The organism is Halobellus ordinarius (genome assembly GCF_031823395.1).
Classification (GTDB): Archaea; Halobacteriota; Halobacteria; order Halobacteriales; family Haloferacaceae; genus Haloquadratum; species Haloquadratum ordinarius.
Map to the genome: position 1 here is coordinate 1 of NZ_JAVQKJ010000019.1, position 26690 is coordinate 26690.

Annotated in this window: 24 protein-coding genes and 1 pseudogene; 14 read left to right on the forward strand and 11 right to left on the reverse strand. The window is 54.5% G+C overall.

What is annotated here, in order from left to right:
- On the forward strand, positions 1–405 hold a 405-nt coding region (locus tag RJT48_RS20245), incomplete at its 5' end, for a DUF7351 domain-containing protein (protein WP_311174179.1).
- A 10-nt stretch (positions 406–415) separates the two neighbouring features.
- Here RJT48_RS20245 and RJT48_RS20250 read toward each other — a convergent pair.
- The gene (locus tag RJT48_RS20250) at positions 416–2887 is read right to left on the reverse strand and encodes a PGF-CTERM sorting domain-containing protein (RefSeq protein ID WP_311174180.1); all 2472 of its coding nucleotides are present in this window, start codon (positions 2885–2887) and stop codon (positions 416–418) included.
- A 655-nt stretch (positions 2888–3542) separates the two neighbouring features.
- Positions 3543–3980, reverse strand: a complete 438-nt coding sequence (locus RJT48_RS20255) for a type IV pilin domain-containing protein (RefSeq protein ID WP_311174181.1) — start codon at positions 3978–3980, stop codon at positions 3543–3545.
- Between the two features lie 344 nt (positions 3981–4324).
- Between RJT48_RS20255 and RJT48_RS20260 the strand changes: the two genes are divergently transcribed.
- The 3 genes from RJT48_RS20260 (at position 4325) to RJT48_RS20270 (ending at position 9376) form a co-directional block, all read left to right on the forward strand.
- Positions 4325–5782, forward strand: coding sequence for an ATPase domain-containing protein (locus RJT48_RS20260; protein ID WP_311174182.1), 1458 nt, complete (start codon positions 4325–4327; stop codon positions 5780–5782).
- A gap of 208 nt (positions 5783–5990) precedes the next feature.
- Positions 5991–8180: a PAS domain S-box protein gene (locus RJT48_RS20265; RefSeq protein ID WP_311174183.1), complete on the forward strand. Its 2190-nt coding sequence runs from the start codon at positions 5991–5993 to the stop codon at positions 8178–8180.
- Positions 8181–8818: 638 nt separating this feature from the next.
- Positions 8819–9376 carry a hypothetical protein gene (locus RJT48_RS20270; protein WP_311174184.1) on the forward strand — a complete coding sequence of 186 codons (558 nt, stop codon included), beginning with the start codon at positions 8819–8821 and terminating at the stop codon, positions 9374–9376.
- 138 nt (positions 9377–9514) lie between these two features.
- Here the strand turns inward: RJT48_RS20270 and RJT48_RS20275 are convergent.
- The 5 genes and pseudogenes from RJT48_RS20275 to RJT48_RS20290 all read right to left on the reverse strand — a co-directional run.
- Positions 9515–9637, reverse strand: a pseudogene (locus tag RJT48_RS20275) (transposase); the annotation flags it as partial.
- Positions 9638–9926: 289 nt separating this feature from the next.
- Positions 9927–10919 carry an IS110 family RNA-guided transposase gene (locus RJT48_RS20280; RefSeq protein WP_311174185.1) on the reverse strand — a complete coding sequence of 331 codons (993 nt, stop codon included), beginning with the start codon at positions 10917–10919 and terminating at the stop codon, positions 9927–9929.
- A 390-nt stretch (positions 10920–11309) separates the two neighbouring features.
- The gene (locus RJT48_RS20870; RefSeq protein WP_425604749.1) at positions 11310–11585 is read right to left on the reverse strand and encodes a DUF7521 family protein; all 276 of its coding nucleotides are present in this window, start codon (positions 11583–11585) and stop codon (positions 11310–11312) included.
- A 17-nt stretch (positions 11586–11602) separates the two neighbouring features.
- Positions 11603–11926: a hypothetical protein gene (locus tag RJT48_RS20285; protein WP_311174186.1), complete on the reverse strand. Its 324-nt coding sequence runs from the start codon at positions 11924–11926 to the stop codon at positions 11603–11605.
- Between the two features lies 1 nt (position 11927).
- Positions 11928–12269, reverse strand: a complete 342-nt coding sequence (locus RJT48_RS20290) for a helix-turn-helix domain-containing protein (RefSeq protein ID WP_311174187.1) — start codon at positions 12267–12269, stop codon at positions 11928–11930.
- Positions 12270–12572: 303 nt separating this feature from the next.
- Here RJT48_RS20290 and RJT48_RS20295 point away from each other — a divergent pair, with 303 nt between their 5' ends.
- From RJT48_RS20295 to RJT48_RS20700, 6 genes are all read left to right on the forward strand, one after another.
- Positions 12573–13391 carry a CPBP family intramembrane glutamic endopeptidase gene (locus RJT48_RS20295; protein WP_311174188.1) on the forward strand — a complete coding sequence of 273 codons (819 nt, stop codon included), beginning with the start codon at positions 12573–12575 and terminating at the stop codon, positions 13389–13391.
- Positions 13388–14119: a CPBP family intramembrane glutamic endopeptidase gene (locus RJT48_RS20300; RefSeq protein ID WP_311174189.1), complete on the forward strand. Its 732-nt coding sequence runs from the start codon at positions 13388–13390 to the stop codon at positions 14117–14119. Before RJT48_RS20295 ends, RJT48_RS20300 begins: the two co-directional genes overlap by 4 nt.
- Before the next feature lie 174 nt (positions 14120–14293).
- Positions 14294–15352, forward strand: a complete 1059-nt coding sequence (locus RJT48_RS20305; RefSeq protein ID WP_311174190.1) for a quinone-dependent dihydroorotate dehydrogenase — start codon at positions 14294–14296, stop codon at positions 15350–15352.
- 625 nt (positions 15353–15977) lie between these two features.
- Positions 15978–16697 carry a sensor domain-containing protein gene (locus RJT48_RS20310; RefSeq protein WP_311174191.1) on the forward strand — a complete coding sequence of 240 codons (720 nt, stop codon included), beginning with the start codon at positions 15978–15980 and terminating at the stop codon, positions 16695–16697.
- A gap of 6 nt (positions 16698–16703) precedes the next feature.
- Entirely contained in the window at positions 16704–18389 is a 1686-nt protein-coding gene (locus tag RJT48_RS20315) for an NADH-quinone oxidoreductase subunit D (protein WP_311174192.1), read from the forward strand.
- Between the two features lie 2 nt (positions 18390–18391).
- On the forward strand, positions 18392–18688 hold the full coding sequence (locus RJT48_RS20700; protein ID WP_345784774.1) for a DUF7562 family protein: 297 nt from the start codon (positions 18392–18394) through the stop codon (positions 18686–18688).
- Positions 18689–18816: 128 nt separating this feature from the next.
- Here RJT48_RS20700 and RJT48_RS20320 read toward each other — a convergent pair whose 3' ends face one another.
- From RJT48_RS20320 to RJT48_RS20330, 3 genes are all read right to left on the reverse strand, one after another.
- Positions 18817–19560, reverse strand: a complete 744-nt coding sequence (locus RJT48_RS20320) for a hypothetical protein (protein WP_311174193.1) — start codon at positions 19558–19560, stop codon at positions 18817–18819.
- Positions 19557–20135 carry a cytochrome c biogenesis protein CcdA gene (locus RJT48_RS20325; protein ID WP_311174194.1) on the reverse strand — a complete coding sequence of 193 codons (579 nt, stop codon included), beginning with the start codon at positions 20133–20135 and terminating at the stop codon, positions 19557–19559. Before RJT48_RS20325 ends, RJT48_RS20320 begins: the two co-directional genes overlap by 4 nt.
- A gap of 182 nt (positions 20136–20317) precedes the next feature.
- Complete coding sequence (locus tag RJT48_RS20330) at positions 20318–20917, reverse strand: redoxin domain-containing protein (RefSeq protein ID WP_311174195.1); 600 nt, start codon at positions 20915–20917, stop codon at positions 20318–20320.
- A 641-nt stretch (positions 20918–21558) separates the two neighbouring features.
- Here RJT48_RS20330 and RJT48_RS20335 point away from each other — a divergent pair.
- Entirely contained in the window at positions 21559–22518 is a 960-nt protein-coding gene (locus RJT48_RS20335; protein WP_311174196.1) for a CPBP family intramembrane glutamic endopeptidase, read from the forward strand.
- A 19-nt stretch (positions 22519–22537) separates the two neighbouring features.
- Positions 22538–22873: an ArsR/SmtB family transcription factor gene (locus tag RJT48_RS20340; RefSeq protein ID WP_311174197.1), complete on the forward strand. Its 336-nt coding sequence runs from the start codon at positions 22538–22540 to the stop codon at positions 22871–22873.
- 337 nt (positions 22874–23210) lie between these two features.
- Here the strand turns inward: RJT48_RS20340 and RJT48_RS20345 are convergent, their stop codons facing one another.
- Complete coding sequence (locus RJT48_RS20345; protein ID WP_311174198.1) at positions 23211–23756, reverse strand: CPBP family intramembrane glutamic endopeptidase; 546 nt, start codon at positions 23754–23756, stop codon at positions 23211–23213.
- A gap of 443 nt (positions 23757–24199) precedes the next feature.
- On the opposite strand from RJT48_RS20345, the gene RJT48_RS20350 reads away from it, so the two are divergent.
- Positions 24200–25168 carry a CPBP family glutamic-type intramembrane protease gene (locus RJT48_RS20350; protein ID WP_311174199.1) on the forward strand — a complete coding sequence of 323 codons (969 nt, stop codon included), beginning with the start codon at positions 24200–24202 and terminating at the stop codon, positions 25166–25168.
- Between the two features lie 50 nt (positions 25169–25218).
- Positions 25219–25905: a helix-turn-helix domain-containing protein gene (locus RJT48_RS20355; protein WP_311174200.1), complete on the forward strand. Its 687-nt coding sequence runs from the start codon at positions 25219–25221 to the stop codon at positions 25903–25905.
- The last annotated feature ends 785 nt before the right edge of the window (positions 25906–26690 follow it).

The following is a 26690-nucleotide window of genomic DNA, read 5'->3' on the forward strand; positions in this document are numbered from 1 at the left end:
GAAGGGATGTGCCTGTTCTGTGGTGGAACGCAGCTTGAGGCGGGGTTAGATGACCAGTACTTTATGGTACAGTGTCTGTCCTGTGACCAGCCGGTGACGGGGTATATCGTGACGCCAGCGCAGGCGCGTGCGAATTCGGGATCGGCGTTGCTGGAGTCGCTCAAGCGCAAGCAAGCGACCGAGTTTGGTCTCGTACAGGAAGGGATCTGTCCCGAGTGTAGCGGAGAGATTCAGACGGTGGTTCTCGATGCGAGTGAACAGTCGGTGCCTGCTGAGGTGCTTGTCTCGTATTTCACTATCGATGAGTGTCAGGCGTGTCTACGACGGTATAGCGGACCACTACCGTTTAGCGCGGCGTTTCGCACCCCGTCGATCGCGTTTTACTGGGATCACGGTTTGGAATGACGAATGACGGCTACCGTCTACGTAAGAGAAGAGCCCCACCCAGCAGCGAGACAAATGCTAATACAATTCCGAACCCTGGTGTAGACGTTTCCGTTGTCGTTGATGCCGACGTTGTTTTAGTTGTCGTATCAATTGATGTTGCAGGTTCAGTCACCGTTGGTGTCGGCGTTGACGTAATAGTCTGGGCGCTCGTTGTTTGTTCAGTTGTATGCTCTACAACGACAACGAACGTCGAGAAACTCCGTGTGTGGATCTTATACGTATTGTTGCCGAGATACGTCCTTTCAGCTTGGTTCCACGTCTCGCCGTTCGTGTGATAAATGTCGACTACTGACGGGTCAACAGGCATCCGTTCTTCCGCAAGCCGCACTGTAATTTCACCGTTTGTGACTTTGTCTGCGAGATTACCGTCGATGGTAATACTCACGTAATCCGTCTGCTCAGCATTACTGTATTCGGGGACGCCTTGTGGTGGTTTCGCTCCGGCTTGGATCTTCATATCGTTCGGGGCGTTTGTCCCCATATCGAAGGAGACGTTTACTTGCTCAACTGTTATTGTGTTCGTATCTGCGTTTTCAGTCGGGATAGATAATGTATCCCCGATTTTGTATCCAGTAATAGTGGCCTGCATCTCTCCATCTTTGGTCGTGGTTTCAGTATCCTGCTCATCGATCGAGAATCCTGTCGAAATACTACTTCCACCCCCGCCAGTGGACGGATTCGTCGTATCGACATCATACGTCGCCGATACAGCACTGCCCATCTCATTCCCGTCTAAGTCCTTCGCTCCATCGACTTCCAAGCTTACTCCAGTTACCTCCTCGTTGTCATCCGCAAATTGAAGATCTGCTCTAAAGGTTTGAGCATCAGTCCACCGTTTATTCTCGACTGTCGGAGCAGTCGATAGGTCACCGTTCACGTCCGGCGATACGGTGACATCACCCGTATTTTGGGTCATTTTCTCGCCAAATGACACGGTGACCGTAACCTCATTGTCATTACCTGTTTCCGCATTAGTTATCGGCGTGGGTGAGAGAATGGGCGTGCTTCCCGTTGGATTCTTCGTATCGATTGTGAAGGTGTTTGACGAATCCGGACTGCTCATCACGTTTCCGTTCGAATCGGCAGCCCCGCTCACCTCAAGCGTTGCTGTCACGTCTTCGTTATTGTCGGCGATAGTGACCGCCCCTGTCCAAGTGGAATCACTGAACGAACTCTCCGTGACTGTGAGCGGACCACCACTCACACCCGTTATCTCGACAGTTGGAGTCGTCGATGTATCCATCGACTCTGAAAACTCAACAGTGACTGTCTGCTGATTTCCTGCATTTCCATCAGTTATCGGCGTGTTCGAAACCGAGGAGCTGCTCACTTTCGGATTCGTCGTATCGACATCATACGTCGCCGATACAGCACTGCTCATCTCATTCCCGTCTAAGTCCTTCGCTCCATCGACTTCCAAGCTTACTCCGGTTACCTCCTCGTTATCATCCGCAAATTGAAGATCTGCTCTAAAGGTTTGAGCATCAGTCCACCGTTTATTCTCGACTGTCGGAGCAGTCGATAGGTCACCGTTCACGTCCGGCGATACGGTGACATCACCTGTATTTTGGGTCATGTCCTCGTCGAACGTTACCGTAACTGTCACTTCATTCGTGTTGCCCGTCTGGGCGTCCGAGATCGGGGTCGTTGAGAGTGTGGGCGTGCTTCCGGTCGGAGATACAACAGCATCGCTCGATTTTGTCGTTGCCGCTCCACCGAAGAAATTGAACGAACCTGCCTCATTTTCGGTAACGTTGATCGTGATTTTCTCTAACGTCTTATCCGAGTTAGCAGATATTGCAAACCCCCAGATTCCAGGGTCATCTGCATCCTGGTAATATGACGGGGAAACCGAGGGGTCACCCTCATGATACCATCGGTCCATACCATCTTTGAGGGCGTATCCCGGATTGTTAGGTGGACTTCCATACCAATCCGGCACTGTGAATACTTGAGACGTATAGGAAGTGCCATCACCATAGTGAAGTTTGGCCTTGAATTTTGCAGGTGAACCGGCACCAGCTCCCCCGGCAGAGGCAATCACATGAACCGTTGCATACTGTCCATTTGAAACAGTGAACGTCTCTTCACTCGTTGTAGAGGCTTGCCAGGCGTTGTTACCGGCGTTGTTATGAGTAGTAGCGAGTTCTATCTTGGGGTGGGTCGAAGTTGAGGAGAAAATTCCATCATCCGGTAATCCATCACCGGAATTCAAATTATTACCAGCAACAGTATTTGTAACTAATGCCCCCCAGCCATCAAAGTCCCCAGACTGGTCTTCTCCATATACGACATCGGCATTGTAAGCTGAAGAAAAGTCGAATTGAACTGTATTATTGGCTGCACTCGCTGATCCTGAGAAGACTACGACGCCGACGAATACGGACGAAACCACCATTAGAGATAGCATCAAGCCCCGCAGTTTCGGTTCACTTGACATCACGTCAACTCCTCCAGTGGATCCGCGAACCGTGCTTTCCTTGGTGCATCTTTCCGCACTGACAACACTGAGTACCCTGTAGACTGCCGCCAGACCGACAACCACCCAACCATAGACACGAGCCGGTGCTCTTCCGCCACGCCACCACCCAGTCTTCCCGGCACCTGGCCCCCCGTCAGTTCTGAAGATAACGACCCCATCGATTCCCGATACCTCCCGTGGCTCTCCCTTAGGCTCTTTCCTTCACCTCCGATGAGCGAGCGTATAATTTCAGGCACAACTCTTAGTTGGTGTCTATTTTCCACGTAACTTGGGCCAGGCAGAATCATATTTAAAGCTTAGCAACCTGAACTAAGTTTGTTTTGCTCATTATACCATATTGGGATCGCTCACCCCGATATATCGTAAGATATCAGTTTCGTAATCTGGGTGGTCCATAAATAGATTACTGGACATAGGAGTTGAGAATCAGGTAATCTTGACGGTCACGGTGCTGAATTTGCGCGTTGTATTCAGCAGGCCTCTCGGAACATTATCCGTTGCTGATAGGATTCGCAGTAGTCAGTAGGCACGCGCGATTTGATGGCCAATTCAGTAGATCACAGTTGAAAATATCGAACGAGAACTGTTCAGTACAGCCAAACAGTTGGATGGATCAGTTCGGTGCGTTGCTTCGGGCGATCGTGGATGAGGATCCACTCTCGGGATCCTCCCAAACAAGACGGATCGTTTCTCCTGAGGTATATCCGCCTATTAAGATCGTGTCACCGGCAGTGTATGGTGAGTTGTCAGTTTGGTATCTATCTTCAGCGTAGCCACCTGTTTCTGAACCAACAACGTTAATGGAACTATTTTCAAGTTGATCGCCAGACTGATGAATGACCGTCACGTTTCCATCAGGAGTCAGCGTTCCACTCTGATTATACTGGAAGTCAACTGTCGCCTGTGGCGCGGTATTCTGCAGCGATCCCCCCAGGTTCAACACGAACGAACCAATGACTGCTGCCAGGATCACGGTAATTGCGACCATCAGGATCACACCGATCACTGGCGAGACGGCACTGTCGTCTGTGAAGAGGTTGCGTAATTTCATAGTTTTGTGCGACACAAGTACAAGAGCCTACCCAACGACCCTCTCCGTGTCTAAGAGTAAGTACTTCCTACCGCTTAATAAAGATCGGCTTTTAAATGGGAGGACTGACCAGAATAATGCTGAGTTTTTCTGTTACAAACGGCTCAGATATGCAACCCGCAGGCACATTCTTACGGCTAATTCGGTTGTATAATCGTGAAACAAACCGCCATAACAAGTCTTCTATGACACCCTACAATTCAGACAAACACTGCATTACACCGGGAATCCATTTACGCAGGATACAGTCAGCAACTGAAAGATGTGCGAAAACATATCCGTAAGCATACTAACATCTGCGTACTATGTGTGAAGATAATCAAAACCGGGTCCCGACCGGTGTTCCAGGCCTAGACGATATCCTACACGGCGGTTATCTTCCTGAAACTGCTACCCTCGTCCGCGGACCACCTGGGTCGGGCAAGTCGATTTTCTCGTTGCACTTCCTCGCCGCTGGCATCGACGCCGACAAAATCGGGCTGTACATCAACCTCGGTGAGCCTGAAAACTACATCCGGGATACTGCCCGGGATTTCGGATTCAATATCGACGCTCTCAATTTCCTCAATCTTTCCGCCTCCGGCGACCAGTTTCAGAGCGAAGAGACGTACACCCTGTTTGAGTCTGGTGAAGTGGAAACACCCTCACTCGTTGAGAATATTCGCACGGAGATTCAAGAAATCGACCCAGACTACGTAGTCGTCGATCCAGTTACCGAATTTCGGTATCTTGCTCCTGACGACCACCAGTTCCGCTCACAGATCCTTGGACTCGTCAATTACCTCAAAAGCGAGGGTGCGACAGTCTTACTCACGTCTCAGGCTGCTGAATCGATGCCCGACGACGACCTCCAATTTCTGGTCGATGCTGTCATCAATCTAGGGGAAGAACCAGACCGTCGGACGCTTCACGTCTCGAAATTCCGCGGATCGTCTGTCAGATCCGGCCATCATACACTCCAAATCACCGATGCGGGGATGCAGGTATGGCCACGGCTCAACCCCAACCGCTACGAGCGCGAGCGCACCTCAACAAAACTCTCCTCAGGGGTTCCTGAACTAGACTCGCTGCTGTCGGGAGGGCTCACTACTGGCACGATGACGTTTCTGAGCGGGCCGACAGGCGTTGGCAAGACGACGACTGGCCTCCAGTTTATGAAGGAAGCTGCGGGACGGGGCCAACGCTCGGTCCTATATAGCTTCGAAGAGGATCGCCAGACGCTCTTCGAGCGTGCGGAAGCCGTCAACATCCCACTGAACGAGATGATCGATCGGGGAACGCTCAAGGTAGAGGTGATCGGGCCAGAGGAACTCACGATCGACGAATTCACCTCTCAGATCCGATCGGAAGTCGAAGACAACGACGCGGAGATCGTGATGATCGACGGAACTAGCGGGTTCGAACAGTCGCTGCGGGGCGTCGGCACGGATCCAATGAAGCATCTCGTCAAGATCGGTCGCTATCTCCGGAATATGGGTGTGACAGGAATTGTCACCAACGAAGTTCACGAGATCACCGGTGAGTTCCGTGCGACCGACCAAGGGATGAGTCACCTTGCCGACAGCATCGTCGTCCTACGCCACGTCGAATACAAAGGATCGCTCCGGAAAGTCATCGGCGTCCTCAAGATGCGTACGAGCGACTACGAGAACCAACTCAGAGAACTTGAGATCACTGAATATGGGCTACGCGTCGGTGAACCGCTTCCCGAACTCCGAGGAATTCTCACTGGCACACCAGCGTGGAACAACAATGAAGACTGAGCCACCGGCGTCTGGACCCGCTGAGCCCCCCGGGCAGCCTCGTCACCAGCACAAATCCTGCCGCTGCTCTCGCAGATGGGAAGGCTTGCCGATTGGATACAAACACTGGAGCGGTACGGGGGCACACTCCAGATCAGCGATGCTGATATGTGCGAGACCAGCATCGAATTCGAACTCCCGAAAGCATCATCCACTGAGGTGATTCCTGTTGACAGATACTCCTGAAGCGGTTCCCAATGCTCGGAGTCGCGTTCTTCCGCTCCTTTCAGATGCAGGCAATCGTAAGTTACTCATCAAATGGATCGACGATCACCCCTCGTACGAGGCCGTTGAGTTGACGGAGAGTATCGATGACACCGATTTTGACGTGTGTGTTGTCGATAAAGGAGCCTTTGAGGAACACCTTGCTGCGCTCCGGGCGAAGAAAACGAGATTGGCCCCTGTCTTGCTCCCATATCTTCTCTTGGTTCCAGAGAGTGGGTCAAAAATCATCGATACAGATGCCGGGCAGTTGGCCGACAACGTGGTTACGGAGTCAATCGACGAGATCGTCACATTACCGATTCAGCAATCGGAACTGCACTGGCGGTTGGCAGCTCTGCTTCGGCTCCGTGAGCAATCGCTCACGTTACGAGAACGGGAACAGGAACTCGAACGGCAAGTCGATCTCTTCGAGAAGGCCCAAGATATTGCGAACGTCGGTGCTTGGGAGTATGATATTGAGGCTGAAAGCGGATGGTGGACTACCGAGGTGTCTCGTATCCACGCGCTCTCAGAGGACACAACGCCGTCTCCGGAGCTGAGCTTCCAGTATTACCATCCTGAGGACCGACCAATTCTCGAAGATGCATTTGAGAAAGCTGTTGAGCAGGGTGAGCCGTACGATCTCGAAGTTCGGCTCATCGATGCTGATGGCAGCCAACGATGGGTCCGAACGCGCGCTGAACCACAGCACGAGGACGGAGAACTGACCCGGGTTCGTGGGACAATTCAGGATATTACCGATCGCAAAGAGCGCGAACGCGACCTCCAGCGGATCAAGCGGGCGGTTGAATCTGCGGGCCACGCAATCTACATCACCGACACGGACGGGACAATCAAGTACGTTAACCCGGCGTTCGAAGAGGTGACCGGATACACCCAGTCGGAAGTCGTCGGGAAAACACCACACATATTGAACTCCGGAGAGATGTCAGACGAATATTTCGATGAGCTTTGGGAGACCATTCGCTCGGGCGACGTGTGGGAAGAAGAGATTGTTGACCGCCGGAAAAACGGTGAGAGGTACATCGCAATGCAGACCATCGCGCCGGTAACCGACGGTGATGACATCCACGCGTTCGTCGCAATCCAAGATGATATCACAGAGCGAAAAGAACGAGAGGAGGCGCTCGCACGGCGGACGCAGGCGATTGAAGACGCGCCAGTTGGGATCAGTATCTCGGATCCCGACCAGGAAGACAACCCGCTGATTTACGTGAACGATGCATTCGTGGACATAACGGGATACCCACGCGATGAAGTTCTCGGGAAGAATTGTCGGTTCCTCCAAGGCGAGAACACCGACCCGGACACAGTCGCCAGCATCCGAGAGGCAATCAACGCCGAAGAGCCAGTCTCGGTCGAGATCCGTAACTATCGGAAGAATGGCTCGGTGTTTTGGAACCATCTCGAAATTGCGCCCGTGAGAAACGATGCCGGTGAGGTGATCAACTACGTCGGCTTCCAACAGGACGTGACCGAGCGGAAACAACGCCAAGAGCAGTTAGCGGTCCTTGATCGGGTGCTCCGCCACAATCTGCGCAACGAAATGAACGTGATTCAAGGACAGGCCGAAATGATTCAGTCCGGAACCACGAGTGGGATTGTTGCCTCCGCTGGGAAGATTGTCGATAAGAGCGATCAACTGCTCGGGGTTGCTGAAAAGGAACGGCAAATAACGGAGCTATTGCGTGATGAACCGATCCAGAAAGAGATTGAGATCTGTGACCGACTCCAGCAGATTACTTCCCGCTTAGAATCGGAATACCCGGAAGCGACGATCGCCGTTGACTGTTCTAAGGAAGTGACTGCTCGGGCGACAACAGAGTTTGGACAGGCGGTCAAGGAACTTGTTACGAACGCTGTCGTTCACAACGACTCGTCGTCGCCAGAGGTCACTCTCACTGTCAGCGAGGCCACTGAGACTGTTCGGATCGATATAGCAGATACTGGGCCCCGGATCCCTGAAATGGAACGAAACGTATTGGTGGGCGAAACAGAGCAAACACCGCTGTACCACGGGAGCGGTCTGGGTCTGTGGCTGGTTTACCTGATCATCGCTCAGTCAGAGGGTGCGATTACTGTTGCGGAGAATTCGCCAACCGGTAATATCGTCAGCATTGAGTTGTCAAAGTGACAGTTTTACTCAGGTCTAGCGAGTTTGAACGCACGCTGTATAGCTTGGACGGGTATCAGAACATCTTTTGCATTGATATAATGGAGTTTCTTGTTTGCTCAATACAGTGGGAAATTGGACCGATTCGGTTGAATGCCTTACTAGCTCTCAACTGCGTGCACCGGATGCACAGGATTTTGAGTCGTGCTCGTCCTATCGGTGCAACGCTATTGCACTCAATTCAGCAACTACTGTTTGGCCGTGGGTTTTCGCCTCGCAATCTCTATCAAGTGTTGTTTTAATATCTCAATATTCATTATCTATCCTGGAGACGAGAGATTGTGAGAGATCCCGCTTCCCCTGATGGCCAAGAGGACATTCTACCGTTCACCTCTCGGTTGTGGAGCGAGTTCTGCGCTCGTGATCTTCTGTTGATTGCCGCTCCGATCGTCGTGATGGGCTATATCTTTCAATTACCGATGGAAGTTAAACGGACGTTCAGCTTCAGACTATCCGGTCCGACGGTAATAACGGCGTACACTTCCAATTTTGTTCATTACACGTCGTCTCATTTTCGGACGAGCGTTCTCGGATATCTCGCATTGGTGTCAATCGCATATCTACTCGCTCTCACCAATAGCAGGCGAACGCGGTTTTTGATGGCACTCGGCACCATCCTCACCATCTATCCGACCCTGCTCTCGTATTTAGAGTTGGCAGTCCCGCTGCAACGGACCGTGATCGGCTTCTCAGGACTCAATATGGCACTTCTTGGGTATACTCTCGTTGAGTTTTCGACGTTCCTTCAAAACTCCATCACACGTCGTCTCCGAGTTGAGAATGCGCCCCGGTTCTTCTTTCCTGTTCTCTCGTTCATCCTGGCACGGTACGCCGATTCGACAGTTGCGTTCGTTGTACTCGGCGTTTCACTGTTGATCACCGTGCTTTACTGGCTTCCTTTCCTTCTGTCGCTGCGGTCTGCGATTGCTGGTACGAAAGAAATCTTTGATAGACCGGGTTACTTCGAACTCGCAGTAGTTTCGACGCTTACTATTACGGGTTTCATAGTCGCTGGATTTCCACAGAGACCCACTGTGGATTCCGGCTTCCTCAATATATACTCTCACTTGTTGGGCTTCTCAATCGGTTTCATCACCTTCTACATCTGGTCGATTGTGACTGATCGAAAAATCCTGCCTCCAGATAAAGTGAGGTAGTCTCTGCTGAACTTGCCGTGATGGTCTTCTGACCCCGCCACAGTCACTTTGATACTCTTTGTCGGCGGGTGAGTTGCGCACATACCGCTACCTCGCATCTCTTCTTTTCCGGGAATCGGGCAATAGACACTGAAGATCGCTGGCGTACCGAATCACCGATTCGGCACGGCAGCGTGGACAATAGACGCCGTCACGCCAGCGAATCTGCTACAACAGGTACGCGGCCCGACGCTCAGAGACGAACGTCTCGACTGGGAACATCGTTCGTCGGGTGACGCGGTCACGTCACTCTTGCCCGCTGTGACTTCCAGCGAGTGCTGAGTCTGACCAACAATCCTCCTATGAAAATCCCGCACCGCCAAATCACGAGTCTCGGACAATAATTGTTCGGGTGAGCCACCGGTTCACCCGAACAGCTGTCAAGAATCACCAGACGGCAGCCAGATACAGATGACTGATCGTCCGGCAGGTGGGGAGAACGTGATTGCGGGAGCAGTAGCTGTCTGGACGAGAACAGGCCGTGCTATGCCTGAGCGATCGGACCGATCGCTCAGGCACTCACCTCCGGCGGATCGTATGGTTCCCGTCGCTTCAGCATGTAGAAGATCGAGACCAGTAACTTCCGAGCCGTTGCAACGATCGCGATTTGGTGGTTCTTCCGTCGTTTCAACCGGGTGTAGAAGTTGCCGAGGTAGTCGTCGTAGCGGACAGCCACGTGGGCACACTGGACGAGGGCCCAGCGCAGGGGCGCTGAGCCCTCTTTGCTGATGCTTCCGTGGACGTCTGTGTCACCTGATTGGTGAACCATCGGATCGAGGCCGGCGTAACTCACCAGCTCTTCGTCCCGGTCAAACCGATCGATCTCACCGATCTCTGCGACGATTAACGCAGCAGTCGATTGCCCGACACCCGGAATCGACAGCAGCCGCTGGGCTGCTGGCGATTCCAGGACCTTCTGTTCGATCTTCTCTTCCAACCGCTCGATCTGCTCGTCGTACTCGTCGATCACGGAGAGGTGAGCCTCAACAATCGTCCGATTGGCATCGCTGAGCGAGAGTTCCGCCAGGAACTCTCGCCCAGTTGGACCGAACAGCTCGCTGTCGTAGGCGTTGTCGGTGCGCTTGAGGACAGCTCTGACGCGGTTTTTCTCAGCTGTCCGCTCTTCGACGAGCGACTTCCTCGTTCGGACGAGATCCCGCAAGGTGCGGATCTCGTCCGACGGGACGTAACTCTCGGCGAGCATGTCCGCCCGAAGCATGTGCGCGAGCCGTTTGGCGTCGATGCGATCGGTCTTGACCGTCGCATCGGCGATGAGCCGGTTCTTTGATGGATTAACGAGCGTGACGTCGAGATGCTCGTCGAGCATCTCGTACACCGGGCGATAGTGGCCGGACGCTTCGATTGCAGCTTCGCCACCGGCGTACTGTTCGGCGAGTTCACCAAGCCGGTCGTTTGGCAAGCGAATCTCGTCGTGCAGGTTGCCGTCGCCGTCGACGACGGCAACCTGCGAGTATCGGGTGTGGGTGTCTATTCCGAGGTACATATGACGCCTCCGCGAGGGCTGTGGCGTGAACAGGAAATCCTCCTATGCGTGCTCTCTGGCACAAGTTTCCGCGTCTTGTCACGGCCTAGGACCATTCTCTAACCACGTGCTTGATGCACTGGATTGTTATCGGCCTCAGCCAGCCCCTAGCACCTTGTTCACGCTCCAGGGACATAGGTGCGGGATTTTCATGGATTCTCTACCCAAGAGCGCAAAAATAAGTGCGGTCTTCGGTAGCACGACGACCTAAATCGGGTAATTCGATGTGACGTGTGGATCGGTGCCATACTCAAGAAGCGGGGACCATCCACCGGATACGCCGACCGAGACAAATGTGTGGTGAAAGCTGCGCCGTCCAGGATGTGTGTACAGTCTTCTCGACAGAAACGGCTATGCCACGATGATGGCGTAAAGCACGACACAGAGGCCGACAACTGTCACGAGACCTCGTGTGAGTAAGATGACGCCGTTTCCCCCGCCAATCATAGCAGCGAATATCACTGCCGCAAAAACGCCTGCCGTTAGCAGACCGATACCGATGGCAAGTGCACGCATCTTCGTAGAGCCATTGCGTCGGTACCCACGATAAGCCAGCGTAGCGACAAACAATCCAACGAGAGCAGTTACGCTACGGGTCACCGACACCACACTGAGCTGTTCCATCATCAGCAAACTCTCTATTATCACCGCATCCCACCACCGTACACCACCCACAGGATCGTCCCCAACCCGAATAGCTCACAGCCACTGACAAGTATCGACCGACCGACGTCCCCGATGTCGGTCGCTGTTGGTAATCCGACGCGAAGCAGTTCGGGAACCGTTATCAGGAAGATGAGACCGACTGCGAGCCAAAGCATTCCACGATGAGCCGGTCCTCGACGGTAGCCACGAATCAAAACTACGGCGATAGTTAGCGACAACACTACTGAGAGCACGGAAAGGACGAGCACACCGAGTGCGATGAGCGGGTCAGTCCCAGTCGCCTCCAACTGTACGAGAAGCATCTCAGGACAACCCCTCGAACAGATCTGTGAAACGGTCGGCAGGATCGGTTGTCGAGCGCGTCACTGCTACTTCGTAAGCACCATCAGCGAATGTGACGGTGACAGTCTCGACGGTCGCTGTATACCGCTTGTAGTGGTGACCGTCAGGATCAATTTCCTGTTGTTCGGCTACTAGGTCTACTTCTTGTAACCGATTGAGACGGCGGTATGCCGTCGCATCGGACATCTCACAGACCGTACAGAGTTCATCGACTGACATCGGTTCAGTTGTGAGGTGAGCGAGGATCGCTCGGGCGTACTCGTCGTCGAGTACCGCCAAGACAGTATCCTCGTCCTCATCCATATACATCCCAGAGCCGGGTAATAATAAAAAACCTATCACGGCTTCCACCCCAGAAGCCGTGCCTGTGGTAATACGTCCGCTCTGCCCCTTGGTGAGAATATGTCGTTACAAACGACACTCGATCGAACGGTACCAGATAGACTCCAACAGGGGTGGCGACTTCTCACCAGCCCAGTTTGGAATCACAATTCAAAACGTCTCCGCGCACCGTTGCGTGCGCTCCTGCCACTCATAGTGACGTTTCTCGCCTTCGGCGTTGTTGTGACAGTCGTCCGTGGTCGGTTCGAACATCCTCTACGAGAGATGTTCGAATTCAGCCTGATGGCCGTGGTCCTCGTCGTTGCTGTGCTAATCGGGGCACGACTGTTCGACCGCCGACCGGCAGCAGAGTACGGGCTATCGTTAGACAGCGAATGGCTACGATCGTTCGCCGTTGGTGGGTTCATCGGGATCGTAGTCAACGCTGGGACGTTGCTCGCCGCGCTTGCTGTCGGATGGGCAACTGTAACCGGGTTCTTCCAAGGATCCGATTCACTCCCGTTCCTGCCAGCGATGCTCTTGGTGCTCGCATATATCGGCGTCTTGGCCTCGTGGGAAGAGTTCATCTTCCGGGGAGCGATGCTGAAAAACCTTGCTGAAGGTGCCGATGGATACGTTCCACGATGGGTCGCGGTCGGTATCGCCCTTCTCATCAGTTCCGGCATCTTTGCGTTTATGCACAGCGGCAAGGTCGTTGGACTCAGTGGCTACAGTTATTATCTACTGGCTGGCCTGATTTTCGGTTGTGTGTATGCTTTAACCGGGAATCTCGCTCTTCCGATGGGATTTCACGTGTTCTATAACTTCAGTATGAGTGCCGTATTCGGTCTGGGTGTCTCTCAGCAGACTCCCGAAGTCTTTGTCCTCAATGTTAGCGGCCCGACGGTTTGGATCGGTGAAGAAGGGTTCCTCAGAGTGATATTTGCAGCCGTCGGCGGGATGTTACTTATAGGATATATTCGCTGGCGAGATGGCTCTCTTGGTATTGATCACCGTATTACGCAGTGGACACCGAGATTTGGGAACGTGAATGGACGAGAGACCGGTGGTGAAAATACATACCCTCAGGGTGATCACGAATGAGATTCAGCGAGAAGCCAACTTCTGAAGGGCTATCAACCAGCAGACGGCTTGTAGCAGCTGTCCTTATCGCCGTGGCACTGTGGGTCTGGTTGGAGTTGATCGGGTTCGTGGTCGGACACTCTGCCCGTGGTGATCCGCTTGTACTTGCGGAGTTTCCGGTCGTCCGTGACGTGATTGTCCAACTCCTTCGTGGACTGTTTGCAATCGGTGCCACTCTAGCAGTCGTACGGGCCTTCGACATTTCAAAACCGTCAGAGTGGATGGGCATTCGTCGACCTGTGGCGTGGGAGTGGGGATACGTTCCCCTCGGCCTCGTGCTGGCATTCGTGTGGCTGCTAGGAGCGCTTGTGCTGATCCAGAACGTTCTCGGACTCGAACGCACGACAGTCACGACACTGTCTGAAGGTGTCCGCTATTCACGACTCGTGACACTACTGATTCTAGTCGGCCCGGCTGAAGAGGTGATCTTTCACGGTCTTATACAGCGCTCGCTCGAAGAAGTCATTGATCTGTGGCCAGCTATTCTTATCGGTGGTCTGCTGTTTGGAGTAGCACACGTTGATCCTGCTGCGATGGGGGCTGGCGATCTCCTCTTCTACGCAGCCCAGGGTGGGTTCGGTGTCATCGTCGGGTGGATCTACGCCCGGACGAATAATCTCGTCATCCCAGCACTCATCCACGGACTCTTCGTTGCCATCACGACTGCGCTCCCACTACTATTTGGATGAGTGAAGACCAATCCGATACCTCACTTCCTCATATTGTTGTTTCAAGCGGACACGATTGTTAGCCTCCATCGACAGATCGGAGCCCCTCAGTACTCACCAGACGAGAGTGAAGCACAGGGAAGGGAGAATTTTTTGTTCCTCTGATTGAATACCGCACCAGGTGACGTTACAGTAATGAGGATCTACGATGCCGCAAAGCCTGCCCTCTTTCTGCTGCCACCAGAGACCGCGAGCACTGCTGTACACTATGGACTTCGGGCTGTCCAAGATACGCCGATTGCTGAATTACTGGCCCGGCGATATACTATATCTGATCATCGTCTCGAACAATCGATCTGCGGGCTTGATTTCCGCACCCCAGTCGGAGTCGCAGCAGGCTTCGATAAGAACGCCAAGATTCCACGTATTCTGAGCCAACTTGGATTCGGCCACGTCGAAGTCGGTGGCATCACTGCAGAACAACAGGAAGGAAACCCTCGACCACGGCTTTTCCGGTTGACCAAAGATGAAGCCCTGATCAATCGGATGGGGTTCAACAACGAGGGAGCTGACCGAATAGGCGACCGTCTTAGTCGTGAACCCCAGCCCGACGTGCCAGTTGGGGTCAACATCGGGAAGTCCAAATCAACGCCGCTAGAAGATGCAGCGGACGATTATCTCTATACATACAAGAGAGTCGCCAATGTAGGTGATTACTTTGTAGTCAATGTCTCCAGCCCGAACACACCGGGGTTGCGATCACTACAGAGCCGTGAGTCACTTAAGCAGATTCTTGGCACCTTGAAGAACGCCGGTGCAAAACCGCTGATGGTCAAACTGTCGCCTGATCTCACCGATCCAGCGGTTGAAGACGCGCTGACAGTGGTTAACGATCTCGACTTGGATGGTATTATTGCAACCAACACCACGAGGAGTCGACCCGAAAGTCTTCGGAATCCACATAAAGTCGAAACAGGCGGACTTTCAGGAAGCCCCATCGAAGACGAGGCGACCAACCAAATCCGGTTCATCGCGGAGCGAACTGATGTACCGATTATCGGCGTCGGCGGAGTAAGTGACGCGGCCGGAGCATATGAAAAAATTCGGGCTGGCGCGAGTCTCGTTCAACTATACACCGGGTTTGTTTTTGAGGGACCGAGTATCGCTCGTGAAATCAACGAGAGGCTGTTAGAACTTTTAGAACAAGACGCGTTCGACTCTATTGCTGAAGCAGTCGGAACTGATCTCACCTAGTGAATCGCCTCGGAGTCAAGCCCTGAGGTATTCGCCTTGACAGCGCATAAATATCAATCAAATTTTTTGCTCTACTGAATCCGATGGCGGCGCGGGAATTGTCGGTTCACAGCATCGAGTTGCTCCATAATCTCTCGGGGTTTCACTCGGCTTCATTCACCAGTATCTGCTGTGTAGGACGATCCCACGAAATCACCGATCGACAGATCACTTAGGACAGCCGTTCTTCCAGCTAAATCGATGGCCAATCCCGACGCCTTCTACAGATTCAACAGAACATTACCGTCAGGAACCGCAATGCCTGCGAACGCTATTCAAGCACGGTATCTTCTGCTCTATTGAAAATACGGTACGAGAGCGGTATCATAGTGTTTTGGCGAGCTTCCTGAGTTTGGCTTAGAGTCCGTTGAATATTGGTCTGGTTCCAGCTGAGTGCCGAAAGGAAACCCTTGATCTGAAAGAGGCATATCTGACGTAGTGTGTCTGTTAGGGTATGAACCTGCTCGGTTCTACACTAATAGAGTCTGTGATGTGGGTGCTATGCGGAGTCGCTGAGGGCTAAAACGAGACTTTGAGCCTGAAGTATCTTTATTATTGAAGTGTTCAAATTGCGAACCACTTACAGATGCCAACGACATCATCAGCCCCGTCACGTATTGACCCGAGTACAGTCCTCTATCGAATGTTCTCAGTGCCGCTCCGTACCCAGACATATAAGAATCTCCTGTATCTACTGCTGGCCTTCCCGCTTGGTATTGTATACTTCACCTGGCTCGTGACCGGCGGCGCGCTTGGCGTTAGTCTGCTAATAACGTGGGTTGGACTTCCGATCCTAGTGCTGACGCTATCGGGTGCAACCGTCGCTGCTGGGATCGAAGCGCGGCTCGCAGAATCACTCGTCGGTATAGATGCTTCGGTTCCATCATTTCTCAGTGGATTTCGAGTTGAAGATGGACTAGCGCTTCCAGGTGATGGATTCGTCGAGGCGATCAAACAGCTTGTCACCGCTCCGTCGACGTGGACTAGTGTCGTTCTTCTCGTGACGAAGTTCGTGGCTGGAATTGTCTCCTTTGTCGCAGTCGTAACCAGCACTGCGATTGCGGCAGCGCTTCTTGCTGCGCCGTTCATCTACAACGACGCGACAGTCTCGTTCGGCGCCGCGAGTCCTACGGCGGCGAGTAACTACACGATCGGGTCCTGGACCGTCTCAACGCTTCCAGAAGCGCTTGCCGTCGCTGGCGCAGGATTCATCTTCGTGCTGGTAGCACTCAATCTCCTGAATGGGTTGGCACGGATTCAAGCAATGTACACGGCGAGTCTGCTCGGAGTGAACAACGGAGAGTGACTGAGTATGAAACTGACCGATCCCGAGTCAGCGCCTGCGTTGACGCTCGAAATATCGGCAGATGGCATTGATCACGACGCGATCGAAACGCTTCTCAGCGACTACGTTGTCTCGCGTGAGAGCCACCGCAATGCAGAAGGAATCGTGATACGCCCCGATGCAGTCCAAGATGTCCTCTCGCTTCTGAAGACCGAGGCGGGTTTCGATCATCTGTCCTGCGTGACTGCACAGGAGTACGAAGATCGGTACGAGTGTATCTACCATTTGAAGAAGTACGAAGACCCGACACAGGAACTGTCGGTAATCGTCCCGACGCCTTCAGGACACCCTGTCTGTGAAAGTGCCGCGCCCGTGTACCGAACCGCGGCGTGGCACGAACGGGAAGCGTACGATCTGGTCGGCATCCAATTCGAGGACCACCCGGATCTGCGACGGATCCTGCTGCCGGAAACCTGGCAGGGCCACCCGCTGTCGAGAAACTACGATCAGGACCGCCCACAGATCGTCCCGCTCACGGAGCACGCCAACCCCTTAGAAGACGATCACCGGACAACCGGGACCGACTCCGACACGATGTTCCTGAACATCGGCCCCCACCACCCCTCGACCCACGGTGTGTTGCACGTCAGAACCGTGCTCGATGGGGAAGTCGTTGTGGACGTAGAGCCGGATATCGGGTACATCCACCGGTGTGAAGAGCAGATGTGTCAACAAGGGACCTACCGCCACCAGATCATGCCGTACCCCGATCGGTGGGACTGGTGTGGCGCCGGCCTGCTGAACGAGTGGGCGTACGCGCGGACAGCGGAGACCCTCGCTGACATCGATGTCCCGGAGTATGCGACGATCATCCGGACGATGTCCGCGGAGTTGTCACGGATGCTCTCGCATTTCCTGGCGATCGGAACCTACGCGTTGGACGTGATCGGTGAGTTCACAGCCGCGTTCATGTACGCGATCCGGGACCGAGAACGGGTACAGAGCCTCTTAGAGGATCTCACCGGGCAACGTCTGATGTTCAACTACTTCCGATTAGGCGGCGTCGCGTGGGATCTCCCAACCCCTCGGCAGGAGTTCATCGAGGACGCACGGTCATTCATCGATGTGGTTCCGCGGCATTTGGCGGAGTATCACGACCTGCTTACGAGCAACGAGATCTTCCAGCTGCGCACGGTCGATACCGGTGTGCTCGATCCTGAGGCGGCGAAGTCCTACGGCTGTACGGGACCGGTCGCTCGTGGCTCCGGCATCGATTACGATCTCCGTCGTGACGACCCCTACGGGTACTACGACGAGTTGGACTGGTCTGTCGTGACCGAAGACGGGTGTGATAACTTCGCTCGGGTGCTCGTTCGGCTCAAAGAAGTCGAGGAGTCCGCGAAAATCGTCGAACAGTGTCTTGATCGTCTCGCGGAATGGCCGGACGAGGACCGAACGGTCCAAGCCAACGTCCCGCGAACGATCAAACCCGACCCGGATACGGAAATATACAAGGCTGTCGAGGCAGCCAAGGGCGAGCTTGGGATCTACATTAGAGCGGACGGGACGCAGACACCTGCTCGCTTCAAGATCCGCGGCCCCTCGTTCTCGAATCTCGCCGCCCTGCCGCAGATGGCCGAAGGCGAATACATCGCGGATTTGGTCGCAACGATCGGGAGTTTGGATACGATTATGGGAGAGGTTGACCGGTAACAATGACGGATACACGTACCCTGCGTCGGAAATCGGATAACGAAGTGGTATGCATCGCGTGTGGCCAGGTGCTACCTCGGGCTGATGCCCGCGAGTATGACAAGTACGGTGACCGGTGGGACCGGGCTGGAAAGGATTTCGAGTATCTGTGTAAACCGTGCCACCGGGACTGCTGCCATCAGCCTCGGAACGGGTTGGAAGAGACGCTTATTCGAGCCGAAGGCGAACACGCTGATACCCAAGCGTTCATCACCGAGTACTACACGCTGGTGTCTGACGACATCTCAACAGAGTCCTAATCGAGCTGTCTGGGAGTCATATTGTAGAAATATTCAACATCCGATACAATCTCTCCAGCCTACTACTGAGAGTGGCTTCACATCCTGAGGAAGGGAACTCCTGAGCAGTAGTGGAACTGCTTGAGACGCTACTGGTTCGCCCAGTCCGGTGACTCGACGGTAGTCGCACCGACACGTGTGAACCGCACAGTCCGGGTAACGACACGCGGACCGGATCGGTATTCGATCGTTCGTGTCGTCTCGATGCGTTGGACGTACCCGTCAGGATTCACGAACAGCGTCATCGAGGCATTCGAGGTAACGTGTGTATCGTTGAGGTTAGCTTGAACCCGGTGGAGTCGCGTCCCGTTCCGCGTTACCTCATCAACAGTGGTGTTCTGCCGATCACTGAACCGCAAGAGCATCTGCCGGTGAAGAGCACGATTGAGTCGCACTGACGTATTAAGCAGATCCGCGTTTCGAGTTCGGGCCGTGTCACCCGACTGGACGCGGACGGTCGTTGTGTTTCCCTGCCGCCACGCGGATGTTCTCTCAGGCATCTGTTCGTACCGCTCCGGCGCGTTGCCGGTGACCGTTGACTGGCTGGTTGTCCACGCTCGAATCGGCGGCTCCGGGTCAACACGCCAGGTACGCTCGGTCCTGATGCGGAACGTCTCGTTTGCATCTTGTGTCGTCGCCGTGGAGTGGACAGTAAACGAGTTCGTCTGCAGCGTCTCTGTATGTGCCTGGATCAGGACAGATGTATCCGTCACATCATCAGCAGTGAGTTGTGTTGAATCCGAATTCGAGTCGGACGGAATGGACCCGATGCATCCTGCGGTGACCAACAGGACTGCCACAGCCACCGTGAGAACGAACCGATGATCGATCACTGTGGGATCACCTCGGGGAACCCATAGAAGAAATAATAGATCTCAGCGATACCCGAGACCGCGAGGAGTCCGCCTGCGATCCGGTAGATCTGCCCCGTATACGCATTCAGTGTGGCGGTGATTGAGGCGCTGCCGAGTGCCGTCACACCAGTCACCACGGCTAAGATCGTACTCATTCCGAGCGCATACGACACCGCGGCACCGACGCCGAGCACTGGGCCGACTGAAATACCCTGCAGGACAACTGCGATGAATAACGGCGCGGTACATCCTGCTGCAGCCGCTGCGTACAGCACACCGAACAAAAAGAATCCCGTGAGCGATCGCTCCCGTGCGGGCAACTGAATGGTCGACCAGGAAGGCTTCCAGCCGGCAGCCATCGCTCCGCCGGTGAGCAGGAACACACTACCGACGACCACTTCGAGAACGGCGATGTCCGCGAGTGCCTGGGCACCGAGAAACGCTGTCGTGCCTGCCAACCCGACGTACACGAGCGTCATGCCGAGCCCCGCAAGCGCGCTCAGCAACGCTGCACGAACGAGTGGTTGACGGATCCGTGAAACGAGCCCGTTCACCTCGGAGCTCGCTGTTGGATGCGTGGTACTGCTCGGTGACCGACCGCCATCCGGTTCCGATACCGTGTCACTCAGAAAATACGAAAGGTAGCCAGGGAGCAGAGGGAACGCACACGGGGCGAAGAATGTAGCGACGCCGGCGGAAAACGACAATCCGAACAACGCGGGTAGTGCGAGGCCAGTCATTGTTCCGACTCCGTGAGGAGCGGATCGATGATCGATTCGAACTCCTCGAACGTACGTGCCCGAACTGTCGGACTGTCTCCGGTCGCTGGAGTTCCGTCCGTATCGAACACGAGATTGGTCGGGTAACTGTTTGCGTTCCATCGGTCGGTCGCAGCTAACGCTGGATCTGTGACGACCGGCCATATCCCGTCGTATTCACGCCAAAACTCCCGGATCAAAGTCTCATCCACTTCCGGCGTGATCGAGACCAGATGTAGTGTCGATGGATCGTATTCCGCACGCAACCACCGAAATGCTGGCATCTCTTCCTGACACGGCCGACACCACGTCGTGAAAAAGTTCAACAAGACGATTTTCCCATCCGGTTTGAGAACCACATCCCCGTCAGGGAACGCATCCCGTGTGACTACTGACGGCAGCGAAAGCAGTCCGGAGTCACTTCCAGATCCCGTCTTATTGTTGGGTGTCTCAGTACGGGGAGACTGTAACCCGGCGCACCCAGCGAGACCAATCCCAAGCGCGGTACTTACTGTTTTCAGGAACGAACGACGTTGAGTAGAGGGCATACCGTACCAGTAAGATTCCGAGCGAATCATAATTAGTCGGCTGAAAGCTATAATCTCGATTTTACACAGGGCTGTTTGTTGATCGGAGACGCGAGTGGCCTCTGCTGTGTCGAGAGATAACGGATGGGACGCCGGCTCTCAACCACGTTCGGAATTTTCATCGCGTTTTGGTGGGGGTTCTCCGGGCCAACGATATATGATTGACTGGCTCTAATTGTAGTAGGTACACTTCAGGAGAACCCCCCCCAAACAGATCCGTGAACCGGTCCGTAGGGTCGGTCGTCGAGCGTGTTACTGTCACGTGATAGGTCCCGTCATCGAACGTGACGGTAACGACCTCGACAGTAGCAGTATACCGTTTGTAGTGGTTCCCACCAGGATCAAGTTCCTTGCTGTTCAGTTACTAGATCTAACTCTTGTACTGGTTGAGAAGCCGGTACGCCGTCGCATCAGACATTTCACACGCCGTGTAGGTTCATCGACTGACATCAGTTCGATTGTGAGGTGGATGAGGATCGCTCAGGCGTACTCATCGTCGAGTACCGCCAAGACAGGATCTTCATCCTCGGCCATATGTCTCCTAGGATCAGATGACAGTAAAAACCCGTCACAACTTCTGGGTTGGAAGTCGTGCCTGGGGTGCTACTTGTACCCGCTTCCTTGTATCGTGTATGTCGATACAATCGATGGTTGATCGGATACTCCCGATAGCCGTACGTCAGAGAGCTGTACGATGCCTCTGGTCCGTCTGGAACACGAATCAGCACCGACTCCGCGCACCACTTCGTGCACTCCTGCCGACGGTGCTTACCCTGATTCTCCTCGGACTCATCCAGACCGCGATCCGAGCTCGGTTTGTACATCCTGCCCGTGAACTGCTTGAACTGACCAGCATTGCCGTCATTCTCACCGGCGCGGTCGTTCTCAGTGCACGAGTTCTCGACCGGCGGCCAGTGAGTGGATTCGGTCTCTCATTCGATCGGGAGTGGTGGCACTCGGTTGTCGTTGGCGGACTCATCGCTACGGTAATCAACGGTGGTGCGCTCATCGTGGCCCTCGGCGCTGGCTGGGCGACGTTCACCGGAGTGATGCGCGGCTCCGGCGAGTTACCGTTCATCCCCGCGATGGCGCTCGTATTCGTGTATATCGCCCTCGCAGCCACGTGGGAAGAGTTTATTATCCGCGGAACTATGCTGACGAACATTGCTGAGGGGACTGATGGGCTTGCCCCTCGGTGGATGGCCGTTGGATTCGCAGTGACGGTCAGCACGCTAGTATTTGCGTTCCTACACGGTGGGAAGGTAACCCATTTCAGCCAATATGGGTACTATCTGATTGCCGGACTCATCTTCAGTGGCGTATACGTGCTGACTGGCGAACTCGCACTCAGTATCGGGTTTCACGTGTTCTACAATTTCACGCAGAGCACGATATTCGGTCTTGGACACTCCCAGCGAACGCCAGAACTGTTAGCCGTTGACCTCGTCGGCCCAGCACGGTGGGTCGGAGAAGAGGGCCTCGTTTTCGTCGGCTTCGCCATCCTCGGGGGCCTCTTCCTGCTGGCATACATCCGCTGGCAGACCGGACCGCTCGGACTCGACGACCGCATCCCAACCTACACTGGACGGTAACACACCTCAGTATCAACCTATGCCAACCGCATTCCCCTACCACACCCCTGTCGATCACGCCCCACGCAAACGAACCAACGTCGTCGTTGATGACGACAGCGGAACGGACGTGCTGCAAACAGTCTCCTCGGAGACTGCACAGCAAATACTGACTACGCTCGACGACAACCCAGCGACGACATCAGACGTTGCCGAGGCCATCAACACATCCATCCAGAACGTCAAATATCACCTGGAGCACCTCTGTGATGCTGGACTCGTTGAGACTGTAGACACGTGGTACTCCAAACGTGGCGTCGAAATGACCGTCTACGCACTCTCCGTCGAAGAACTAGTCATCCAATTAAAACAGTGACTAAGCCGTCATAGAGCACTTTATCAGATGAACTGCTCGGGGTCAAGCTTTGAGCTACTCGACTTGTGCCCCCTGCAGCATTTCCAAATATTCACGAGTGAATCATCAATTCGTTCAGAACATACGTACTTCCTGTTCAGCGGTGGTTCCGTGACTGTCTCGGGCAGAACCTTGCGTGTCACGAGTTGACGCTTGTGATGGCACGGTGGTCGGCCGCCTCGATTTGGATGAGACTGCAGACGGATCGCTGAAGGTCACGTCAGCAACACAGCTCCGGTCACCTACGGTATGACTGTCGAGGTCAATACACGGAATGAACCGCTGACTCGGTCGGATATCATCCGAGCAACGGTAATGCAGTCGTGAACGAGATGAAGATCCCGTGGACGAGTGCCGGTACCGTGAGGTTGTCAGTTCGAGCATAGATCCAGCCGGCGATTACGCCGAATCCACCTTGCGCTCCGTAAAACAGGAGATCACCAGTTCCTACCGCCGCGGGAACAATGTGGGGAACGGCAAACAAGAGTCCACCGAGCAGGATGGCTGTCCGGAGACCGGTCACTTCTTCGAGTGAGCGCTGAATAATGCCGTGGAAAATCACCTCTTCCGCAGGCCCGACCAGTAGCAACAAGGTTAGAATCCGCGAAACGCGGACACGTTGAGATATCGTTACGATCTCCGACGCCGTTCGTTCAAGCCCAAGCACATCCTGAATGAAGATAAGCGACCCGAGCAACCACAGGAAGCTTACGAGGAGCCCGAGCGGGATATATGCCCATTCCCTGCCGACGGGGCGACGAACGCGCATCCACTCGACCGGTGATGCGATGTCGAACACCCGTGAATACCCGACAACGACGCCAACAGCAAAGAGTGCTTTCAACAGTTGGACACCTACGGAGAACCGGAACCCCCGTGACGAACGGACCAGCTATAGCTGAATGGCCGAGTACGATACCGACGAGTCGCATCCAGAGCCATACAGCACCAGTGATGGCGAGAGCTGCTGTGAGGTGGAGTCGATAGGCGCTGTGAGAGCTCTGGCTGTGCTCTGCCACGCTCATACTGTGTATGCTACGGCTGTAGTGAGCAAAGTACCAGCGTAAAATGAAATCTGTACTTTACCCTGAATCGTATAGCTATCGCTGTACCAGACGAATTAGCGGGACAACCCACCGCTCCAAGTATGTTAAAATCACATCTTGAGTTTAGGTGACCGTTTTGTTTTCTCTGGTGTATACTGTCGCGTATGCCAGACGATACAGATGGGGTTTGGTTCCACGTTACGGTTGATGGCTTACTGTCTCAGAACATCAGGTGGTACGTATGAGTGGCGAGATTGCGAGAGGGGCGAACCGGATCATCTACGGCGCGTCTGATCCGCGGGTGCGTGCGATCTGGCGGATCTCCATAGCGATCGTCCTCTCGTTCGCCGGTGCCTTACTGGGCGTCGCACTACTTCGATATGTAGTTGTAGGTGAGTTGTTTGTCCCGGTGGTTGGACACTTCTTTGCTGTGCTGGGCGTTCTCGGCGCACTGGTGGTACTGGCACGGTATGTTGATAACCGGGAAATTCCTGAGTATGGCTTTCGGCTCTCTCGACGATGGGTTCTTGAGTTGTGTCTCGGGACGGTCCTTGGGATCGGCCTCGTTGGTCTCGCGTTCGCAGTTAGCTACTGGCAAGGATCAGTAGCCGTTATAGAAGTGCTGTCGGCCGGTACTACACGGTCGTTTGCGTTCGGGATCGGCGTCGTTGTCTTGGGATGGATCTTCGTGGCTTTCTGGGAAGAAACACTACTCCGGAGTCTCTTTTTCAAAAATGCTGCCGAAGGACTGGCGGCACGCGGTCTCACGCCGCCGGTGGCCGTCTTCGGGGCGTGGCTGAGCAGTTCGGTGGTCTACGGGTTCCTACACGGACCGTTAGGTTCGAATCCGGAATCCGTGCCGTTGCTGTATGCACTCGTGATGACAACCGTGATGGGTGGACTGTTCGGGATTGCGTATGCGCTCTCCGGTGAGTTGGCCGTCCCGATTGGCCTTCATCTGGGGATCAACTTTGCCGAGCACAACCTCTTTTTCGGCCCCCCCGAGGCAGTCACTCCGGCAGTGCTACGTGTCACACGAACCGGTTCCGGCGGGCATATTCAGTTTCAGTCGATTGAACCGGTGGTTATTGTCCCAGTCTTCGCGTTCGGCTATCTGTGTGTCATCGGGTGGTTCTATCTACGCAGTGGAACGATTTCGCATAGCGTCCGAACGCAGGGACCTACGTCCTACAGTGATTCGCGCAAGTGACGAGTGAACTGTTCCGAAACCAACATAACAATCGGTCTATAGAACGGCATATGGGGCTCGTTGCCGAGTTTGCTATCGACTGTGAGGCGTTACCGCTCACTGGAGTTGCAGCGGCTACCCCCGACGCAGCCCTGACGCTTGATATACAGTTCAACCACGGGAACCGACCGTTGTTTCTCGTCACTACCCGAGGCGGTTCTCAGTCGAAGATTGAGAACGCTTTCACGGACGCATACGACGTTGGGCAATGGACATTTGTTGGGCAAGCCGACGAAACCCGTCGATACCAGGTGCTGCCAGCACTCAGTCTCGAAGAGCAACTCGGAGAGCATCTCGATGACCTTGCAGGTCTGGAAGCGCTTGCGACGGCTGACGCGATCATCGAACAGACTGATGTGATACCAGATGGGTGGCGACAGACCGGCTGGTTTGCCGACCGGGATGTATTCAGTACGTTCTCCTCGTTCTGGCAGCGGAACGCTGCCTTCCGGTTGTATCGACTCACCCACGATGGCGAGTCTGAACCGCCGGGAGACGGACTTAGCGACCGTCAACGTGAGGCACTCCGGATCGCTTACGAACTGGGCTATTTTGAGATCCCACGGCAGGCATCCTTGGAAGAGGTCGCCGCAGAATTTGATATTTCTCCGTCGTCAGTCTCTGAACGGTTGCGCCGGGCACAGACGCAGCTCATAGAGGAGACCGTGGCGACGACGTGGCCGCCACTCCCCGATTGACGAAGACTGATACGCTCTGCTGACTCGATGGAAACGCTGCTATCCCTGGAGCGTGACGTAAGTATGGGACGCAAGAGACCGACCTGTATTCCGTGCCTCAGAGCATGTCCTGCTGACTGGTCCGTGCGCGAAAGAAGCCGAGTTATGGGCGCTACAGCCCGGATGCCGCGCGCTGCGGCATCCGGGAAAGCCCGAATAGGTGAAGATCTGCGTCACGCGCTGGCGTCCCGAGTCACAAGATCGCGTCTCCGACCTGTGATGACAACTGGATGGGCAGATAGACGAGGGAGCTGAGGGCCGCAGCGGCCCTCAGCGGTCGGCCGGAGCCTTCCATCAGCATCTGCTATCGCCAGACAGCGGCCGCACCGCACACACGTTTCGACCGCCTACCGGCTGTGAGAACAGCAGATCCCCAGACGGCGTAATCGTTTTGTCGTCAGCCGTGGTTTGATCGGCCAGCACCGTTTCCATAGGTGACGATCGGGGGTACTTAAACGGCCTCACGGATTCGAGAATTCCCTACCCGTTGGTATCACGATGATTTACTCGCCTATGGTAGTGCAACAGGCACGACAACAATCCGAGCACGAGACGAACAACTCGAAGCGTAACGCTGCAATCGATGCTGAGGATGTGTATGTGACGTACGAAGATGGTACCGAAGCAGTTGCCTTGTTTTGCCGCTAACTGACTGTAGTTTCAGACGCTCTCACAGGAAAATACCGTCAAGCTAACCGGGAATTGGACGCCGTCTGGCGATATGGGATCGCTCAGACGGCTAGCGA

Excerpts from the sequence above, each read along its gene's own strand:
- RJT48_RS20700 (WP_345784774.1), top strand. The coding sequence starts at position 18,392 with ATGACGGATACACGTACCCTGCGTCGGAAATCGGATAACGAAGTGGTA.
- RJT48_RS20250 (WP_311174180.1), bottom strand. The coding sequence starts at position 2,887 with ATGTCAAGTGAACCGAAACTGCGGGGCTTGATGCTATCTCTAATGGTG.
- RJT48_RS20355 (WP_311174200.1), top strand. The coding sequence starts at position 25,219 with ATGGGGCTCGTTGCCGAGTTTGCTATCGACTGTGAGGCGTTACCGCTC.
- RJT48_RS20270 (WP_311174184.1), top strand. The coding sequence starts at position 8,819 with ATGGCACTCGGCACCATCCTCACCATCTATCCGACCCTGCTCTCGTAT.
- RJT48_RS20300 (WP_311174189.1), top strand. The coding sequence starts at position 13,388 with ATGAGATTCAGCGAGAAGCCAACTTCTGAAGGGCTATCAACCAGCAGA.
- RJT48_RS20335 (WP_311174196.1), top strand. The coding sequence starts at position 21,559 with ATGTCGATACAATCGATGGTTGATCGGATACTCCCGATAGCCGTACGT.
- RJT48_RS20310 (WP_311174191.1), top strand. The coding sequence starts at position 15,978 with ATGCCAACGACATCATCAGCCCCGTCACGTATTGACCCGAGTACAGTC.
- RJT48_RS20280 (WP_311174185.1), bottom strand. The coding sequence starts at position 10,919 with ATGTACCTCGGAATAGACACCCACACCCGATACTCGCAGGTTGCCGTC.
- RJT48_RS20295 (WP_311174188.1), top strand. The coding sequence starts at position 12,573 with ATGTTCGAATTCAGCCTGATGGCCGTGGTCCTCGTCGTTGCTGTGCTA.
- RJT48_RS20255 (WP_311174181.1), bottom strand. The coding sequence starts at position 3,980 with ATGAAATTACGCAACCTCTTCACAGACGACAGTGCCGTCTCGCCAGTG.
- RJT48_RS20260 (WP_311174182.1), top strand. The coding sequence starts at position 4,325 with ATGTGTGAAGATAATCAAAACCGGGTCCCGACCGGTGTTCCAGGCCTA.
- RJT48_RS20340 (WP_311174197.1), top strand. The coding sequence starts at position 22,538 with ATGCCAACCGCATTCCCCTACCACACCCCTGTCGATCACGCCCCACGC.
- RJT48_RS20305 (WP_311174190.1), top strand. The coding sequence starts at position 14,294 with ATGAGGATCTACGATGCCGCAAAGCCTGCCCTCTTTCTGCTGCCACCA.
- RJT48_RS20285 (WP_311174186.1), bottom strand. The coding sequence starts at position 11,926 with ATGCTTCTCGTACAGTTGGAGGCGACTGGGACTGACCCGCTCATCGCA.
- RJT48_RS20290 (WP_311174187.1), bottom strand. The coding sequence starts at position 12,269 with ATGGATGAGGACGAGGATACTGTCTTGGCGGTACTCGACGACGAGTAC.
- RJT48_RS20350 (WP_311174199.1), top strand. The coding sequence starts at position 24,200 with ATGAGTGGCGAGATTGCGAGAGGGGCGAACCGGATCATCTACGGCGCG.
- RJT48_RS20330 (WP_311174195.1), bottom strand. The coding sequence starts at position 20,917 with ATGATTCGCTCGGAATCTTACTGGTACGGTATGCCCTCTACTCAACGT.
- RJT48_RS20870 (WP_425604749.1), bottom strand. The coding sequence starts at position 11,585 with ATGATGGAACAGCTCAGTGTGGTGTCGGTGACCCGTAGCGTAACTGCT.
- RJT48_RS20315 (WP_311174192.1), top strand. The coding sequence starts at position 16,704 with ATGAAACTGACCGATCCCGAGTCAGCGCCTGCGTTGACGCTCGAAATA.